This window comes from Porphyromonas sp. oral taxon 275, assembly GCF_018127745.1.
Classification (GTDB): Bacteria; Bacteroidota; Bacteroidia; order Bacteroidales; family Porphyromonadaceae; genus Porphyromonas.
Genome location: NZ_CP072333.1, coordinates 880032 through 897884 on the forward strand (window position 1 = coordinate 880032; position 17853 = coordinate 897884).

General features: G+C 61.5%; 19 protein-coding genes. 2 read left to right on the forward strand and 17 right to left on the reverse strand.

From position 1 onward, the window contains the following. Positions 1-64: 64 nt before the first annotated feature. The 17 genes from cls to holA form a co-directional block, all read right to left on the reverse strand. Positions 65-1492 carry a cardiolipin synthase gene (gene cls, locus J4862_RS03490; RefSeq protein ID WP_211789347.1) on the reverse strand — a complete coding sequence of 476 codons (1428 nt, stop codon included), beginning with the start codon at positions 1490-1492 and terminating at the stop codon, positions 65-67. A 9-nt stretch (positions 1493-1501) separates the two neighbouring features. After that, positions 1502-1957: a hypothetical protein gene (locus J4862_RS03495; protein ID WP_211789348.1), complete on the reverse strand. Its 456-nt coding sequence runs from the start codon at positions 1955-1957 to the stop codon at positions 1502-1504. A gap of 5 nt (positions 1958-1962) precedes the next feature. Next, the gene (locus tag J4862_RS03500) at positions 1963-2388 is read right to left on the reverse strand and encodes an SRPBCC family protein (RefSeq protein ID WP_211789349.1); all 426 of its coding nucleotides are present in this window, start codon (positions 2386-2388) and stop codon (positions 1963-1965) included. Positions 2389-2423: 35 nt separating this feature from the next. Next, positions 2424-3068, reverse strand: coding sequence for an orotate phosphoribosyltransferase (gene pyrE, locus J4862_RS03505; protein ID WP_211789350.1), 645 nt, complete (start codon positions 3066-3068; stop codon positions 2424-2426). Between the two features lie 39 nt (positions 3069-3107). Continuing rightward, a complete protein-coding gene (locus tag J4862_RS03510; protein ID WP_211789351.1) occupies positions 3108-3893 on the reverse strand; it encodes an amidohydrolase in 786 nt (261 codons plus the stop codon). A gap of 17 nt (positions 3894-3910) precedes the next feature. Next, on the reverse strand, positions 3911-4456 hold the full coding sequence (locus J4862_RS03515) for a 1-acyl-sn-glycerol-3-phosphate acyltransferase (RefSeq protein WP_211789352.1): 546 nt from the start codon (positions 4454-4456) through the stop codon (positions 3911-3913). 35 nt (positions 4457-4491) lie between these two features. After that, entirely contained in the window at positions 4492-4800 is a 309-nt protein-coding gene (locus J4862_RS03520) for a hypothetical protein (RefSeq protein ID WP_211789353.1), read from the reverse strand. Positions 4801-5079: 279 nt separating this feature from the next. Next, entirely contained in the window at positions 5080-5847 is a 768-nt protein-coding gene (locus J4862_RS03525) for an ABC transporter permease (RefSeq protein WP_211789354.1), read from the reverse strand. Continuing rightward, positions 5834-6544, reverse strand: a complete 711-nt coding sequence (locus J4862_RS03530; protein ID WP_211789355.1) for an ABC transporter ATP-binding protein — start codon at positions 6542-6544, stop codon at positions 5834-5836. Before J4862_RS03530 ends, J4862_RS03525 begins: the two co-directional genes overlap by 14 nt. A 19-nt stretch (positions 6545-6563) precedes the next feature. Beyond that, on the reverse strand, positions 6564-7523 hold the full coding sequence (locus tag J4862_RS03535) for an ABC transporter substrate-binding protein (RefSeq protein WP_211789356.1): 960 nt from the start codon (positions 7521-7523) through the stop codon (positions 6564-6566). A gap of 2 nt (positions 7524-7525) precedes the next feature. Further along, the gene (nth, locus tag J4862_RS03540; protein WP_211789357.1) at positions 7526-8191 is read right to left on the reverse strand and encodes an endonuclease III; all 666 of its coding nucleotides are present in this window, start codon (positions 8189-8191) and stop codon (positions 7526-7528) included. Between the two features lie 15 nt (positions 8192-8206). Next, positions 8207-9229: a phenylalanine--tRNA ligase subunit alpha gene (pheS, locus tag J4862_RS03545; protein ID WP_211789358.1), complete on the reverse strand. Its 1023-nt coding sequence runs from the start codon at positions 9227-9229 to the stop codon at positions 8207-8209. 651 nt (positions 9230-9880) lie between these two features. Further along, positions 9881-10879 carry a glycoside hydrolase family 130 protein gene (locus tag J4862_RS03550; RefSeq protein ID WP_211789359.1) on the reverse strand — a complete coding sequence of 333 codons (999 nt, stop codon included), beginning with the start codon at positions 10877-10879 and terminating at the stop codon, positions 9881-9883. Between the two features lie 37 nt (positions 10880-10916). Beyond that, positions 10917-12182, reverse strand: a complete 1266-nt coding sequence (locus J4862_RS03555) for an MFS transporter (protein ID WP_211789360.1) — start codon at positions 12180-12182, stop codon at positions 10917-10919. 12 nt (positions 12183-12194) lie between these two features. Further along, positions 12195-13088, reverse strand: coding sequence for a bifunctional methylenetetrahydrofolate dehydrogenase/methenyltetrahydrofolate cyclohydrolase FolD (gene folD / locus J4862_RS03560; protein ID WP_211789361.1), 894 nt, complete (start codon positions 13086-13088; stop codon positions 12195-12197). 134 nt (positions 13089-13222) lie between these two features. After that, a complete protein-coding gene (locus tag J4862_RS03565) occupies positions 13223-14434 on the reverse strand; it encodes an aminopeptidase C (RefSeq protein WP_211789362.1) in 1212 nt (403 codons plus the stop codon). Positions 14435-14939: 505 nt separating this feature from the next. After that, entirely contained in the window at positions 14940-15944 is a 1005-nt protein-coding gene (holA, locus tag J4862_RS03570) for a DNA polymerase III subunit delta (RefSeq protein ID WP_211789363.1), read from the reverse strand. Positions 15945-16033: 89 nt separating this feature from the next. Here holA and J4862_RS03575 point away from each other — a divergent pair, with 89 nt between their 5' ends. After that, complete coding sequence (locus J4862_RS03575) at positions 16034-16483, forward strand: type I restriction enzyme HsdR N-terminal domain-containing protein (protein ID WP_211789541.1); 450 nt, start codon at positions 16034-16036, stop codon at positions 16481-16483. Positions 16484-16529: 46 nt separating this feature from the next. Next, complete coding sequence (locus J4862_RS03580; protein ID WP_211789364.1) at positions 16530-17747, forward strand: DUF2851 family protein; 1218 nt, start codon at positions 16530-16532, stop codon at positions 17745-17747. Positions 17748-17853 lie beyond the last annotated feature (106 nt).

Consider the following 17853-nt stretch of genomic DNA (forward strand, 5'->3'; position numbering starts at 1 on the left):
CGGGGGCTGCCAGATCCGATCGAGATCCAGCAGCCCCCGCGCCTTTGATGTCTATCGGCACAAACTAGAGGAGCGGTGCGAAGAGACGCATGAAGGACTCGGCGAAGCGCACCCGCCAGCCGCGCTGTGCCCAGCTCTCTGCCTCTAGGCGGAGGCAGGAGCGCTTGTCCTCCTCGAAGATCTGCCTCAGGCGTCGTGTCATACCCTCGTCGTAGAGGATGCCCGCGATCTCGAAGTTGTGCTCCAGACTACGGAAGTCCATATTGGCCGAGCCGATCGAGGCGATGCGCTCGTCGATGAGGAGCAGTTTGGAGTGGAGGAAGCCCGCTTGGTAGCGGTAGACTTCGACCCCAGCCTCGAGGAGCTGCGCGAGGTAGGAGTTGGCCGCGTAGGTCGTCAGTCGAGAGTCCGTACGGTCGGGGATCATCAGCTCGACCTTGACCCCTGCCAGCGCTGCCGTGATGAGCGCGTTGTTGAGATTCTCCGTCGGGAGGAAGTAGGGGGTCTCGATGGCGATGGAGCGATTGGCGCGGCTGATAAGGTAGATGATGGCCTGCTCGAGGACGTGCCAGTGGGTGAAGGGGCCGCCCTGGACGAACTGGATGGAGGGCGAATAGGCATTAGCTAGGGCGTTGGGGTCGAAGTAGCGATCCATGTTCACCACCTTGCGCGAGACAGTGTACCAGTCACTGAGGAAGGAGCTCTGCAGTCCTGCCACCGCTACCCCCGTGATGCGGAAGTGCGTATCACGCCAGCGCCCGAGCTGGTTCCCCGTGAGGTAGCGCTGGGCAAAGTTCATCCCCCCGACATAGCCGATGGAGCCGTCGATGACGACGATCTTGCGGTGATTGCGGTAGTTCACCGTCGTGGAGAGTAGAGGGAAGGCTACGCGCATGAAGGCATAGACCTGTATCCCCGCCTCGCGCATACGGCGCCAGTAGCTGCTGGGGACATCGTAGGAGCCGAGGTGGTCGTAGATGATGCGTATCGTGACGCCCTCCTCGGCCTTGCGGACGAGGAGCTCCGTCAGGCGGTCGAGCACCGTGTCCGCACCGAAGATATAGGCCTGTAGATGGATGTACTCCTCGGCTCGCTCGAGGTCGACGAAGAGCGCCTCATACATATCATAGCCCCAGGTGTAGACCTCCATGGACTCGAGCTGGAGCAGCGGGCTGTTGGAGTTGCGCTGTAGCAGCTGTATGATCTGCTGGTGCTCCTCGGTGACCTGGCGACGCTTGAGCAGGTGCTCGGGGAGGGCTAGGCGCTGAGGGCGCCGCATCAGACGCCGATAGAAGCGCCTGCTGATGCTATGCAGTCGCCGCTGGTCCTGCCCGAAGACGATATAGGCCATGAGGCCGAAGACCGGGATCAGCCCCACGATGAAGATCCAGGCGGAGGCCTTCAGTGGGTTGCGGTTCTCGCTCAGGACAGTCGCGATCACCCCGAGGATGGTGAGTATGTAGGCAATCACTAGCCAGGCGGAGAGCTCCATAGTCCGATACTAATTAGCAATGAGGAGGCGGTAGCGATCCAGCGGGTGCACACGATAGCGCAGTAGGGGGCTACGGGCTGGGCCTGCAATGGGGGCGCCGAGGCCGCTTAGCAGCTCGTAGCTGCTATGGCAGGAGGGGCAATCGAGCTGCCTGTCTCGCAGCTCGAGGCGTACCAGCTGCCCCAGCTCGTGGGGGCAGGCCAGGTCGTAGGCGAAGTAGTCCGCTTGGCCCGTGAGGCCGTGGACGACCGCAAGCCCGCGGAGGCCTATGCGGGCGCTAGCCGTCGGGGGCTCGGTGACTGTGGCGATACCTCCTGGGGAGAGGAGCGGGCGGTAGCGGCTATCCTGCAGCTCGAGGCGACAAGCGACGGAGCCTGCAGGAGACACCGGTCTATCGGTCTCACTGCAGGCTCCGAGGAGGAGGGCTAGACCGAGGAGGAGGTATCCAGCTCGGAGGGGCTCCATGGCGTCTAGTAGTTGTAGGGGATCATCGCCAGCATATCAGCGAGCTTGTCTACGCCTTCCTGTAGCTTGCCACCGATCATCTTCTTGAGGAAGAAGTTGAGGTCGGCGCGTAGCGTGAGGCGGAGGCGTGTGTCTCCTGGGGCTGGCTCGAGGAGCTGTATCCAGATCGTGAGATCGATCGGGGACTGGTCGGTGGCGAGCTTGATCGTCTCCTCGGGGCTGCGCTCCACGATACGCAGGACGAGGCGTCCCGCAGCGGGGATGACGAAGGCACAGCTGTCGTTGTCTATAGCCTCGATGCTGATCTTCTCGCGTGCCTCCTCGGGCAGTCGATCCTGAATGGAGGCGAGGCCCCCGAGGTTGGAGAGGCGATCGTATACACGGCTGCGCGAGGCAGCGATAGTCTTGATATTACTTACGTAGTCACTCATTGTGGATTCCTATTGATTAGCTACTGACGGCGGGGCTAGGGGCGTCCCGTCCACTGGTCGGGGGCCTTACGCCATTCCTTGAGCAGGGCCTCATCCTCAGGGCTGATGTAGCCTGTGGCCAGTGCCTGAGCGATGACGGCGTCGTAGTGGCTGAGGGTGACCAAGCGAAGGCCTGCTGCGGCAAAGGCCTCCTCTGCCTGTGGGAAGCCGTGGGTGTAGACGGCTACCATCCCGAGGACTTCGCTGCCTGCACGACGCAGCGCCTCTACGGCCTTGAGGCTGCTGCCGCCCGTGGAGATCAGATCCTCGATGACGAGTACGCGGCTCGCGGGGGGCAGCTCGCCCTCGATCTGGTTGCCCATGCCGTGATCCTTAGCTGCAGGACGCACGTAGACGAAGGGCAGCCCCAGGAGGTCTGCCACGAGGGCGCCCTGAGCAATAGCACCCGTAGCTACCCCGGCGATGACCTCGGGCTCGCCGAACTCCTCACGGATGGCAGCTGCCAGCTCGGTCTTGATCAGGCTGCGGACCTCGGGGTAGGAGAGGGTGACGCGGTTGTCGCAGTAGATGGGGGACTTCCAGCCTGAGGCCCAGGTGAAGGGCGCGTCGGGTTGGAGCTTGACGGCCTTGACCTTCAGGAGCGCCTCGGCGATGCGCTGTGCGCGTGATGTCGTATTCATTGATCTATATGAGTAGGGTTGGTGTCGTAGTACTTGGTGCTAGAGCTCAAGGGTGAAGCGGTCGGCGTCTGCCCAGACGGGGAACTTACGCCGCAGCTCGCTGAGGGGCTCGTAGCTGAGGCTGCCACAGACCACCTCCTCGGCACCTGCTGCAGCCTCGGCGATGACCTCACCCCTCGGGGTGATGAGGGCGCTGTCCCCTGTGTAGATGAGTCCCTGTGGGTCGGTGCCGACGCGGTTGACGCCAACGACGTAGCAGAGGTTCTCCATTGCACGGGCTCGTAGCAGCGTCTGCCAGACGGCGCGGCGGGGCTTCGGCCAGTTGGCCACCACGAGGATGAGGTCGTACTCCTTATCCACGTTGCGGCACCATACGGGGAAGCGCAGGTCATAGCACACCAGCGGAAGAATGTGCCAGCCTCGATAGCTGAAGATGCAGCGCTCGGTGGCGGGCTGTACGTAGCCGCGCTCTCCACCTGGGGCGAAGAGATGCCGCTTGGGCTGCAGCTGTACCTGTCCCTCCTCGTCGATGAGGAAGAAGGCATTGTACAGCTGCCCCTCGAGCGCAGTGAGGAGGCTTCCCGCGATGGCCTTGCCGTAGCGGCGCGCTAGGCTGCTGAGCTCCTCCAGCTGTCGTCCCTCACGATCTGCATAGTCGGCTGCAGTGGCCGAGAAGCCCGTGAGGATGGTTTCGGGGAAGACGAGCAGGTCGGCAGTCTCCTGACCTCGGAGCTGCTCCTCGATATAACGGAGGTTGGCCTCGGGCTCATTCCATAGGATGGGGCACTGGACGGCGGCTACTCGGAGCTCAGAGCTCGGCTGCATGATGCGGGTGATGGGGCTTAGGGGGTGAACTGCTCGGGGTACTTCGCCTGTTCGGCGCTGTAGCGGCTGCGGATGTAGGCAAGGTCGCGCTCGAGGTCACCCGTAGGATGGAAGACCTCGGTAATGCCTACGACCTTATCCTTATAGTTGATGACCGCGAGCTCTATGGGGAGGCCTGCAGCCTGTGCTATATGGTAGAAGCCGCTCTTCCACTTCTCGCCTCGCTTACGCGTGCCCTCGGGGGTGATGGCGATGTGCATCTCGCCGCGCTGACGCAGCAGCTCCTGGATGCGCTCCACGGTCTGGCTGCGCTCCGAGCGGTTGACGGGCACACCACCTAGGGCTCGAAGAATGGGTGAGAGGGGGAAGAAGAACCAGTCGCTCTTCATCAGGAAGCCCGAGCGTATACCTACAGCCCAGGAGAAGAGTAGACCGATGAAGAAGTCCGCATTACTGGTGTGCGGGGCGACACAGATGACGCTGCCTGCAGGATGATCCTGCGGCAAGGCCTCGACCTTCCAGCCGAGGATGCGGAGCAGTGTCTGTGCAAGTTTCTTTCGCAAAGTCGTATCGATATCTTGTGATGCGGGCTAAGGCCTTAGCCCTTGATGCCGTAGATCCCCTCGACGAAGAGGTCAAGGCGATCCGAGAAGTCCGCCACGTGCTGGGCGATGTGCTGACGCAGCCCACGGTAGTAGGCTCGGATAAGGCGGGGATTGTCCTTACCGTCGGGGTGAGCCACGCGGCGGAGGCTGTCGTCCGTCAGCACCATGATGTCATCCATCAGTTCCTCCAGCTCCAGCTCCATGCTCTGACCTGTCGCCAGAGAGCGCAGGATGATCGCTTCGTCGAAGAGCTGGGTCACCTCTAGGATGATTTCTTTCTTGAGTTGTCGCTTACTAGCCATAGTCCTTCGAGTGGGCTGGGGGATCAGGAAGCCTAAGGAGAGCTCCCTCGCTTGGCCCCTCGCCACAAGGTCAAAGATACTAGAAATCCCGCTATTCCCTACCGCAAGGCCTTTGGACGCGGCTCGTGAGGGATAGCTCTAGCACGTCGCGTAGGCTGCGGGGGAGCACATTCCACGGAGCGCTCGAGGGCGCTATCTCCCTAGACTAAGCGCTGATGTCGGTGAGGAAAGAGAGGGATGCCTAAGTATCTTCACGCTAGTGGTGAGCGGCTTAGACGCCTAGAGCGGCTGCTCGCTGGCACGCTGTGTCCAGGGACAGAGTAGCGCCTCGAGGAGGTCGATGAGGACGAAGATGCTAAGCCCAATCACGCTCAGCAGGGCGATCCCTGCATACATATCTAAGTAGTCGATGCGCATCCAGGCGTCCGTGATGTAGTAGCCTAGCCCAAGTGTCGTGCCGTAGGTCTCGGTGACGAAGAGCACAGATATGGCAGTGCCTAGCGCGATGCGCAGGGCGGAGAGAAAGGCGGGCAGTACCGCGGGCAGAAGGATGTGCCGTAGGCGCGCGCTCCAGCTAGCTCCGAGGCTCTGCAGGAGGGCGAAGTGCTCCACAGGGATCTGCAGGAGGGCATCGCGCATCGTCACCGCCAGCTGGAAGAGGATAATCAGGACGATCATGATGACTTTGGTCGCCTCGCCGAGCCCAGCTAGGAGCATGACGACGGGCAGTAGAGCCAGCTTCGGAATGGGGTAGGAGAAGTAGATGAAAGTCGAGAGGCTACGCCCGAAGCGCGGCAGGCTGACCATGCCGAGTGCGAGGAGCCAGCCGAGGAGGCTCGCCAAGGCAATGCCCCAAGCGATGCGCGCAAGGCTCTGCAGGCTGTGCTCTGCGAGAGCCGTCCAGTCCATCTGCAGCATGTGTCGGTAGACCTGCCAGGGGGCGGGCAGCACCTCGCTGTGGAGTGCTAGGTAGCCGATGATCCAGAGGACGTGTAGGAGCAGCGCCCCCAAGGCGAGCTGTAGGAGGTGGGATCTAAAGCGTCTCATAGCTCTGGCGTAGTCGCTGGGTGAGGAGCTCGAGGCTCGGTGAGCTAAGATCGGCCAGGAGCTGGCTGGGCTGTCCTCCGAAGACAAGGGTGCGCCGAGAGAGCTCCAGCGTTTCCTGAGGACTGTGCGTCACGATGAGGGTCGGGGTAGGGTAGGCGTGCCAGAGCTCGAGGAAGAGCTGGCGCGAGCGCTCGGCCGTGGAGATGTCCAGCGCGGAGAAGGCTTCGTCCAGCAGCAGTAGATCGGGCTGCATGAAGAAGGCTCGGGCTAGGGCGATACGCTGGCGCTGGCCACCGCTGAGCTCCTGTGGATAGCGGTCGAGGAGCGTACTGAGGCCTAGGATGTCGAGGATGGCGCGCTGCTGCTCGGGCTGGACGAGGCGCTTGCCGAGGGCGGCGGGGAGCTGGAGATTATCGCGCACGCACTTCCACGGCAGGAGGCCGTACTGCTGCGGGACGAGGGCGATCTGCTGGTGCTGTGGGTCGAGTGGCTGCCCCTTGAGTCGAAGGCTGCCGCTCGTAGGCGTGAGGATGCCCGCCAGGGTATGCAGGAGGGAGGACTTGCCGCAGCCTGAGGGGCCCATGATGCAGCAGATCTCATCCTCGGCCAGCGACAAAGAAAGACCAGAGAGCACCGCGGTTTGCTGGTGCCCTCTGGAGGGGTAGCTGATGCTGAGATCGGTAATCTCTAGTGCCATGTGTCTCGTGGGCGAGTGCTTACTGCAGGTCGGGGAGCGGAGGCACGAGCCCTGTAGCCTGATAGCTGTGGGGGACGAGCTTCTTGGTCTTCATCCACTCGAGGATGGGGGCAAAGTGCGTCGTGTCGGGGCTGGCGGCTGGATGATAGTCGGGGAGCTGCAGCTGTAGGGCTACCTCGGGGGGGATGCCTAGGAGCTGGACGATAGAGCCCACCCACTCCTCACGCGGGGCCTCCTGCATGTAGGCTATAGCCTCATTATAGCCCTTGATGAGGGAGACGACGGCGGAGCGCTTGGTCTCGTAGCTCTTGCGGAGAAGGGCGAGGCCTGTGATATGTTCGATGATCCCATCGGGTAGGCTGACCACACGCAGCCCCTTCGTCGCAGCGAGGGTAGCGAAGGGCTCGGGCAGGATCGCTGCGTCGAGCTCACCCGAGCGCAGCATCTCTAGGCGGATGGGTACCTTCTGCACCTCCACGGGCGTGAAGGGGAGGGTCTTGCCCTTAGGGGATACCAGCGCCTTCTCCGTAGCGTACTCGATGACGGTGTGGGAGGAGAGGCCGATATGCTTGCCTTCTAGGTCGGAGAGGCGCATGAGATCTTCATTGTGCCCGAAGACGAGGCGGAAGCTCCCCTGAGTAGCCACGGGGAGGACGAGCTCCTGCCCCTTGCTTTGCAGCAGCATAGCGCTCATGTAGTCTGTGATCGATCCGTCCACCGAGCCCGTCTGTAGGGCGGCATCGCGCTCCATAGGAGAGGAGAAGCGGACGAGCTCCACGGAGTCGTCGAAGAAGCCATGCTCGGAGGCAATCGCTATAGGGAGGTAGTCTACCGAAGGCATGATCCCCAGGATGAGGGCGGGCTGTGCGCCTGCCTTGCGTCCTCCAGTGAGGCACGAACTCAGGATCCCCGCGGTGAGCGCGAGGCCTAGGGCGAGAGTGCCTAGAAGGGCCTTCCGATGCTTGGGCTGCTGTACCATGACTAGTTCTTTGATGATTTGCTTTGCTTACGTTGGGCCGCAGCGTAGTAGCGGCAGAGGGAGCTCAGTCCGCACTCCGAGCACTTAGGCTTGCGAGCTAGGCAGACATAGCGCCCGTGGAGGATGAGCCAGTGGTGCGCCTTGGGGATAAGCTCCTCGGGGATGTACTTGATGAGGGTGAGCTCGGTGGCGAGCGGCGTCCTGGAGTTCGTCGTCAGCCCGATGCGGTTCGCCACGCGGAAGACGTGGGTGTCGACGGCCATCGTCGGCTGCTGGAAGATGACGGAGGCGATGACGTTGGCGGTCTTGCGTCCGACCCCCGGCAGCTTCATCAGCTCCTCTCGCTCCTCGGGTACCTCACCGCCGTAGTCCGCGACGAGGCGCTGCGCTGTGCCGACGAGGTAGCCCGCCTTGGCCTTGGGGTAGCTGATGCTGCGGATGAGCTCGAAGATGTCCTCCACCTCAGCCTGAGCCATCAGCTCAGCCGTCGGGTACTGGAGGAAGAGGGCGGGCGTCACGAGGTTCACCCGCTTGTCCGTGCACTGTGCCGAGAGGATGACGGCCACCAGGAGCTCGAAGGGGCTGCGGTAGTCCAGCTCCGTCTCGGCCACTGGCATGTGCTCCTCGAACCATGCTATGACGCCCCTATAGCGCTCGCTGCGTGTCACGCCTTATTCTTGTTGCTAGCGCCCCGCGCCCTTGAACTGCTCGAGGAAGCGCACATCGTTCTCCGAGAAGAGACGCAGGTCACTCACGCGATACTTGAGGTTGGTGATGCGCTCGATACCCATGCCGAGGGCGTAGCCGGAGTACTTCTTGCTGTCGATACCGCAGTTCTCCAGCACGTTGGGGTCCACCATGCCGCAGCCGAGGATCTCGACCCAGCCCGTGTGTTTGCAGAAGTTACAACCCGTCCCCCCGCAGATGTTGCAGGAGATATCCATCTCGGCAGAGGGCTCGGTGAAGGGGAAGTAGGAGGGGCGCAGACGGATCTTGGTATCGGTGCCGAAGAGCTCCTGCGCGAAGTAGAGGAGGACCTGCTTGAGGTCGGCGAAGGAGACGTTCTGGTCGATGTACAGCGCCTCTACCTGGTGGAAGAAGCAGTGCGCACGGTAGGAGATGGCCTCATTGCGGTACACGCGCCCTGGGCAGATGATACGGATCGGTGGCTCAGAGGACAGCATGGTGCGCGTCTGTACAGAGGAGGTGTGCGTGCGCAGCAGCGTGCCAGGGACATTGCTCACAAAGAAAGTATCCTGCATGTCGCGTGCGGGATGATCCTCTGCGAAGTTGAGCGCGGAGAAGACGTGCCAGTCATCCTCGATCTCGGGACCCTCGGCGATAGAGAAGCCGAGGCGGGAGAAGATCTCCGTGATCTCCTGCTGGACGAGCGTCAGCGGGTGGCGCGTACCGAGGGGCGTGGGGTAGGCGCTACGTGACCAATCGATGTCGCTGTGGCTCGTCCCTTGGCCTGCGAGTGCTGCACGCAGCTCGTTGATGCGGCTCGTGGCGAGCTCCTTGAGCTCGTTGAGCTGCTGCCCGACCAGGCGCTTCTGCTCACTCGGCACGGTCTTGAAGGCATCGAAGAGCTGGGGAATGAGTCCCTTCTTGCTGATATACTTGATGCGCAGCTCCTCCAGCTCCTGCGCGGTCTGTGCGCTGAGCGCGAGGAGCTCGGCCTTTAGCTGTTCTATTCTCTCTTGCATGATGGTGCTTGACTTGTTGCGCGCAAAGTTAAGGAATTCCGCGCACCTACCTGGGGAGGAGTGTGGCAGCATCAGGTAGGAGTTCTCGTAATGAGCGCGGGACGAGGCTCCTTGGCCCTCGGGAGCAAGCGCCCTCCTAAGCTCAAGGGAGGCGGAGCCCTAGGGGGAAGGCTCGTGAGGGATATCAGTCAGCGAGATGAGGGACATCCCTCACGCCCGTCATGGACGGCCGTCAGCTCCTCGACTGCTATCCCTCAGCGAGCCAGCTCTTGGCTAGGGGCTCTCTAGCTCCCTGAGGTCGCATGCCGGAGAAACTTGGTCTAGCCTCCTTTGCTTCCTAGAACAGAAGCTACCTAAGGCGCTCCGCAAGAGCTGAGCTTCGCGACCAACTAATGCCCTGCGGCGGCATGTCGCTTCACCTCTAGGAGCTGCCGCAGGGCTGTCTCCGCAAGGTAGGAAATTTCCGTGCGCAAGAAAATAAATTTCTGTGCGCACACAAATAAATTTTCTTGCGCACGGAAATTTGGGTCCCTCCCGAGGCCTGGCGATGGCGCTCACAGCAGCGCGTGCCTTCATCCTTCATATACGGAGCGCGCCCCACGGAGTAATGTCTCCGCGGGGCGCGCCGTAGGGATGTACTAAGGGCGAGCCTTAGATGATCGAGTGCTTCTTGGTGAACTCTACGATCTCATCGATGTAGCCGAAGGCCAGACCCGTGACGGTGTCGGCGCAGCCGTAGTAGATGGCGATGCGGCCCGTCTCAGCGTCGTGCAGGGCGGCGCAGGGGAAGGTCACGTTGGGCACATCACCCATGCACTCGTACTGCTCGCGTGGGGAGATGAGGTAGGGGCCGGAGCGGAACTTGACCTTCCAGGGCTCGTCGAGGTCAAGCAGCGCGGAGCCGAAGGCGTAGACGAAGCCATTGCAGGAGGCCAGTACCCCGTGGTAGATCAGCAGCCAGCCTTCGCTCGTCTCGATGGGGATGGGCCCCGCACCGATTTTGGTGCACTGCCAAGCGCTGTCCTCGAAGGGCGCAGGGCTCATCACGTGACGATGACGACCCCAGAACTCGAGGTCGGGCGACTCGCTGTAAAAGATGTCGCCGAAGGGTGTGTGGCCGTTGTCGCTGGGGCGGCTCAGCATGGCGAACTTGCCGTTGAACTTGCGGGGGAAGAGTACGCCATTGCGGTTGAAGGGCAGGAAGGCGTTCTCCAGCTGGTGGAAGGTCTTGAAGTCGAAGGTATAGGCTACGCCGATCGTGGGGCCGTGGTAGCCGTTGCACCAGGTCACATAGTAGCGGTCCTCGATGAAGACGACACGGGGGTCATAGCCGTAGACCCACTCCCCGATCTCCTTGTCCTCGCACTCGAAGGTCAGGGGCTCGGGGTTGATATTCCAGTTGATGGCGTCGTCGCTGAAGCCTACGTGCAGGCGCATACGGCGGTTGGTGTCATCGCAGCGGAAGACCCCAGCGTAGCCTTCGCCGAAGCGGACGACGGCGCTATTGAAGATGCTATTGGAGGTGGGGAGGAGGTCGCGAGGGATGATGGGGTTAGCGCTGTAGCGCCATACAACTTCCTTGGAGCCCTCGGGGCGTTCTTCCCAGGGCATGTTGGGGAGAGCCTCCCCGACGATCTTGAGCTTGCTCATATACGAGATATAATGAATAATGAACGGAGGATAATGCTTAGGCAGCTGCCTCCTGCTTGGTGCTGTGAGCGAAAGGCAGGCGCAGGGAGAGGAGGATGACAGGGACGGTCACCAGCAGGACGAGGTAGAAGAAATACTCGTATCCCAGGCGCTCGGCGAGCCAGCCGCTCAGCATCCCTGGAATCATGACGCTGAGGTTCATCAGGCTATTGGCAAAGGCGTAGTGCGCCATCTGGTACTTACCCGGGGCGATCTGCTGCATCATGAAGAGCGTGATCCCGACGAAGCCGAAGCCATAGCTGAAGTACTCGAAGACAATCCCCGTGGCGACCCACCAAAGGTTCTGCGGCTGGTAGATAGCGAAGAGTAGGTAGACGACGAAGGGGATGTTGAAGATGCAGACCAGGGAGAAGAGCGTGCGCTTGAGCCCAAGGCGAGCGATGTAGTAGCCCGAGAGGATGGAGCCGAGGATGAAGGCGATCGTGCCTGCCGTACCGTAGATGAGGCCGTAGTGCTCGTTGCTCAGCGCTAGCCCGCCCTTGTCCAGACCATCCTTGAGGAAGATGGGGGCAATCTTCATCGCCAGCCCTTCGCCGAGGCGATAGAGGAAGATGAAGCCTAAGTAGAGCCATATGTAAGGCTTGGTGAAGAAGCTACTGAGGATCTCCATCAGCTCCTTGAGCCCCTCGTCGGCACTCAGCCGATCTCGCTTGGGCTCCTGGGGGAGTACCACCATGTGGTAGAGAGCCAGCAGCAGCATGATGCCCGCACAGATGCCCATGATGATCATCCAGGCCTTGGTCAGCCCGAGGCTCTTGGAGAGCGTCCCCGCTAGATAGACGAGGCCGCCATTGGTGAGGATCTTGGCCAGGTTATAGAAGGCGCCCTGCCAGCCCGCGTACACACCCTGCTCCTGGGTGCTGAGCTGCTGCATGTAGACGCCGTCGCCAGCGATGTCGTGCATAGACCCGCTGATGGCCATGACGCCCATGATCCCGACCGTCACGGCAAAGAAGCTAGGCAGTGGCAGAGCGAATGAGACGAGCCCAAACATCAGCGCCGTCACCGCCTCCGTCATATAGACGTACTGGCGCTTGGTGCCGAAGAGCTCCATGCAGAGGCTGAAAAGGGGCTTGAGCGACCAGGGGAGTACCAGCAGGGAGGTCCATAGCGTCACGTCCTTCTTGTCTACCCCGAGGTCGGTGAACATGAGTACCGAGACGAGCGACAAGGCTACGTAGGGGAGCCCCATGCCGAAGTAGACGCTAGGTACCCATGCGATGGGATTGAATCGTTTTGCCATTGTGCTGGGGCTTTAGTCCTGCTGCTGTCGTGCCGCCTGCAGCGTATTGAGCATCAGGGAGACGATGGTCATCGGCCCTACACCCCCTGGGACGGGCGTGATGAAGCTCGCCTTGGGCGCTACCTCTCCGAAGGCGACGTCTCCCGAGAGGCGGAAGCCGTTCTTCTTCGTTGCATCGGGGACACGCGTCGTACCCACGTCTATGATCACCGCTCCAGGCTTGACCATATCGCCGCGCAGGAACTCGGGGACGCCCAGTGCCGCTACGATGATGTCGGCCTGCAGGCAGAGCTCCTTGATGTTGGGGGTACGGCTATGACAGACGGTGACGGTGCAGTCGCCTGGGTTGCCCTTGTGTAGGAGCAGTTGGGCCATGGGCTTCCCGACGATATTACTACGCCCGAGGACGACGCAGTGCTTGCCTCGGGTGTCGATCTCGTAGCGTCGGAGGAGCTCAATGATCCCTTGGGGTGTGGCGGAGACGAAGCAGGGGAGGCCGATGCTCATACGCCCTACATTGATGGGGTGGAAGCCGTCGACGTCCTTGGCTGGGTCTACGGCCTCGATGATCTTCTGCTCGTCGATATGCTTAGGCAGAGGGAGCTGTACGATGAAGCCATGCGCGTCGGGATCCTCGTTGAGCCGCTTGATCTCAGCGAGCAGCTGCTCCTGGGTGACGTCGTCCTCGAAGCGTATGAGACTGGAGCGGAAGCCTACCTCAGCGCAGGTCTTGATCTTGGAGGCTACGTAGGTCTCGCTGCCGCCGTCATGACCGACGAGGATAGCGACGAGGTGAGGGGCGGGCTTGCCTGAGGCCAGGCGTGCAGCGACCTCCTGGGCGATCTCCTCCTTGATGCGGGCACTGGTCCCCTTACCATCTAGGAGCGTATAGCTTTGTTCTGCCATAGTAATGTGTTTGTATTGTCGAAGCGTAAATGCGTTTCAAAGATAGCTAAAAAAGGACAAAGGACGAGCGGTCAGCCGCCCCTCGGAGGGGATAGCTGACCGCTCGTCCTTGTGGCACCTGTAGGCTCTGGCGGCTACTTATTGCTTACGCCGAGCTTCTTGGCGATATCGTCGGGCAGAGCCTTGCGGTTGATGACGATGTTCATCGTCTTACCCTTGACGAAGTTATAGGAGGCATACCAGTGCCCCTTGTACTTACCGGCCTCGCCCCAAGAGTTCTTGACGAGGAAGAACTTACGCCCGTTCTGATTCTTCGCCGTGCCGTAGATGACCATGCCGTGGTCGTCCGTCAGCTCGTAGTTGTCGAAGCCCTGCTGGCGGTACTCCTGCGTGGGGTTGATCTCGGGGACGTTGGCTGAGTGGATCACCTTATTGATGTAGCTGGCGCGGTCGTTGACGCTCAGGCCTACCCAGCGAGCCTGGTCGGAGCCCTGCGTCTGGATCTCCTCGAGGTCGGCTAGGACAGCGATCCCGTCGCGGGTGAAGCCGCGCTCACTGACGTCCGAGCCCCAAGCGATGGTGAAGCCCTTGTCAATGGCGTGCTCCATGACGCGCATGAACTCGTCGATGGGCAGGTTGTAGGACTCTGACCAGCGCCAGTTGTCCTCGATCTCGAGGGCGAACTTGGAGTAGAAGGGGTGGTGCGTGAAGGAGGTCAGCGATACGTAGTCGTCCGCGTTGAGCCCGATGGCCTCGGCGTAGCTCTTAGGCGTGTACTTCTTTCCATTGTAGGTGAAGCTCTCGGGGAGCTTGCCCAGGTAGCTGTCGATGATCCCTTCGTAGGCGGGATACCAAGCTGTGGAGAGCTTGCCGTTGGGCTTGGCGACGATAGCGTCGAGGAAGCCCTTGAGCCCTGCCTCCAGCTCGCTGTGCTGATTGCGCGCCGTACCGTAGTTCAGCCCCATCATCACCGAGCGGGGTACTGCCCCGTAGTGCTTGAGGACGTAGAGTACGTCGTAGAAGGAGCCGCCCTGGCCGTAGTTGAGCTTGCCGTGCAGGCGTACATACTTACGCCCCTTGTCGCGGTAGGAGTGGCTGACGACAAACATTTCGGAGAGGTCGAAGTTACCCTTCCCTATACGGATGAGCTCGTCCTCGAGGAAGCTCTGTGCCGAATAGGCCCAGCAGGTTCCTGAGTTTGCTTGGTCCTTGACCGAGGTGATACGGGCGTCCTTCACGGTCGTGAAGACGTTGGCCTCGCCATCCGTCTTGGGCTGCTGAGGCGTCTGCGCCCATAGTCCAGCGCTGAGACTCACTACAGCGGCTAGTGCGATTAGTTTCTTCATCTCCTTTTACTTCGTTTTGTGTGAAATAGTTTCAGACTAAGGCTCCCCAGGGAGGAGCTATGTGTCCAAAGATAGCTAAATATCTGCTATCGTCCTAATGTGGAGGGCTGCCCGCCTTATCCTGGCGCATCGTGCTGCCCAGGCCTCATTGCCGCTCTCCACCCGCGAGGGATGAAGGGACAGGCCTCTGCGGGCCTCCTCACCCAAAGCCAAAGAGGGGAGGCGAGCCGTGTGTAAGCGTACTCCCCGCAGGGTAAAGTGAGACTGAAGGAATGCAGCTCATGTACCCCAATATAATGAGGAGGAAGGTCGCTGCTCGTGCGGCAGCGGCGCGAAGCTATAGGGAGAGGTGCCGTGAAGGATATCAGTCAGGGAGCTGAGGGACGTCAGTCACGAGCCTCAGGGATAGCAGTCAGCGTGCTGAGGGATATCCCTCACTGGAGGTGCGGCTTGCCTATCGCTTTGCTGGGGCACTTGGCTTGCCACACTGAGCGGGGGCTGAGGGCTAGGCGTCGAGGACGCGTGTGACGAGCTCCTTGTAGAGCTCGGAGCTCGGGATACTAGCGTCTACGCCCTTGGAATAGGCGTCGAGCAGGCGCAGCTGACGGATGATGGCGAAGACCTGAGCCGCATTATAGTTCGTCCGCGCGAGGTTGTAGTCACGGGCAGCGTAGGGTGAGATCTTCAGCCCCGCGGCTATGCTACGCTCGTCCCGAGCACCCATATAGTGCACGGCCATGAGGTTGCTGAAGAAGCCGAAGAGCATGGCGAGGATCTGCTGGATGGGGTGGTTGCGCTCGTTGGCCGAGAAGTAGAAGGCGATGCGATAGGCGCGGGCAGCGTCACGCTTGATGAGGGCAGACTGCAGCTCGAAGCCGTTGTACTCCTTGCTCACCCCTATATACTGCTCGATCTCGTCCAGCCCCACCTGACGCTGTTGCCGGGCACTCAGCGCGAGAGCGATCTTCTCGACCTCGCCCAGGATCTTCTCTAGATCGTTCCCCGTGGCCTCGGCCATGAGGCTAGCTGCCCGTGGGTCTATGGCGAGCTGCTGCTGGGCAAAGCTCTTAGTGATGAAGTCGGGGAGCTTGGAGTCATAGATGCGGCTGGACTCGTAGACGGCACCAGCGGCCTCGAGGCGCTTGTAGAGGGCCTTGCGTTTGTCGGGCTTCTTCTTGTAGCACAGCACCAGGCAGGTCGAGGAGGGGAGGGCCTCGAGGTGCTCTGCCAGGAGGTCGAGGTCCTTGATGAGCTGGGCCTCTCGCACCACGACCAGTACCCGATCCCCCATCATAGGGAAGCGCATGGCCTCGGTGAGTATGTCGCGGGCTCCGACCTCAGCGCCATAGAGCACGCTGAGGTTGAAGTCACGCTCCTCCTCGGGGATCAGCGTGTCCAGCAGGAGCTGTGCCAGTCGGTCGATGTACAGCGGCTCCTCACCGGCTAGCAGATAGGCGGGAGCAAGGGACTTAGACTTGATCGCTTTGGTCAGCTCATCATAGGTGGGCATAGGGCTCGCATTAGGTGCCGCGAGGGCGTGACTGATTATTTAGGTATCTTAGCGCTTAGTCTCATCTCAGAGACAGCACAAAGATACGCATCATGGAGCTAAACCTGCCTAGCTACGAGCCACGCCTCAGCCAGCGCTCGGGCAAGACCTATATATATGATGAGCTACGTCGCAAGGCGGTGCGCCTCACCCCCGAGGAGTGGGTGCGCCAGCACTTCGTGCACTACCTCCTCAGCTATCTAGGCTACCCCTCAGGGCTGATGATGAATGAGGTGGGGCTGGAGCTCGGACAGACCAAGAAGCGCTGCGATACGGTCGTCTACGACCGCCAGCTGCGCCCGCTGATGCTCCTCGAGTACAAGGCGCCCCAGGTGCCGATCACCGACAAGGTCCTCCAGCAGATCGTCCGCTACAACTATGCCCTGCGCGTCCCCTACCTAGTCCTGAGCAACGGCCTCACACACTACGCCTGGCGCATCGACTACGAGGGGCAGAGCTACAGCCCGCTGCCGCAGCTGCCCCGCTATACGGAGCTCTAGCCTCCGACACCACAGAAGACACAGCCCACTACCTTATCTCCCCACCATGGAAGCCTTCCTTCACTACCTCTGGCTACATCAGCGCTACGATCAGCTCATCCCTACGGGAGCGCTGGCTGGTGCACGCATCGAGGTGCTCGACCCAGGCGAACTGAACCTCCATGCAGGCCCCGACTTCTTCGCCGCCCGCATACGCATCGACCAGCTCCTATGGGTGGGCTGTGTCGAGATCCATCATGCCGCCTCCGAGTGGTTTGCCCATGGGCACCACGCAGACCCTGCCTACAGCTCGGTGATCTTGCATGTCGTCGAGGTCGACAATCGGCAGGTGGCGGGGCTCAATGGACAGGAGCTGCCGACCTGCCTCATCCTCGTCCCCCGCACTCAGCCCGAGGAGCAGGCGGCGCTGGTCGAGCAGCTCTACAGCCGTTCCTCAGCGGAGGCGCTCCTTAGCCTCAGTGCAGAGGAGCGCTCCAGCCTCCTCCTTTGTCTCTATAGAGCACGCATGCAGGCCAAGGTGCAGGCCTGCGCGCAGCTGCTGGAGCGTGCCTCGGGAGACTGGGGGCAGTGCTTCTGGGCACAGCTGTTACGCTACTTCGGCGGCGCGCTCAATAGTGAGGCCATGGAGCGCCTAGCCTTTGCCCTGCACCTGCACCTACTGCAGAAGCACAGTGACCGCCTGGATCAAGTGGAGGCGCTCCTACTGGGGCAAGCTGGGCTCATCGAGGTACTGCCCGAGGGCGCCTATAGGACGCAGCTCGCCGAGGAATATCACTTCCTGCGGCATAAGTACGAGCTTCGCGCGCTGGGAGCAGGCACCTTCCGCCGTGCACGGACGCGTCCCGCCAACCTCCCCGAGCGTCGTCTGCTGCAGCTCGCTGCCCTCCTCACGCGCCGTGACTTCCTCGGGGATCGCTGCCTGAGAGCAAAGACGCGCCGCGCGCTGCACGAGCTCTTCACACTACCCGCTGCTGGGGCGGAGGTCGAGGGACAGCCAGCACGCGCCGCGATCACGGGCAGCCTCTGCGACCTCCTGATCATCAATGTCGTCTTGCCCTACCAGGTCCTCTACGCGCAGCGGCAGGAGGGTCTGAGGGACGCTGCCCCAGATCTCGAGCTCCTCAGCTCTATCCCAGCCGAGGACAATAGGGTGACGCGCCTCTACCGAGCGGCAGGGCTAGAGCTGCGGGATGCCCTCGATAGCCAGGCGATACTCCAGCTGGAGCACTACCGCGAGGCGCGGGAGCGTAGGCTGAAGGGCTAGGCAAAGTCCTTCGATCCCCATAGCTAAGCCCGAGGTCCCCCGATACAGATCCGCCCCCACCACGAGCCCATACATGAGCTCGCGGTGGGGGCGGATGTCTTTTGTC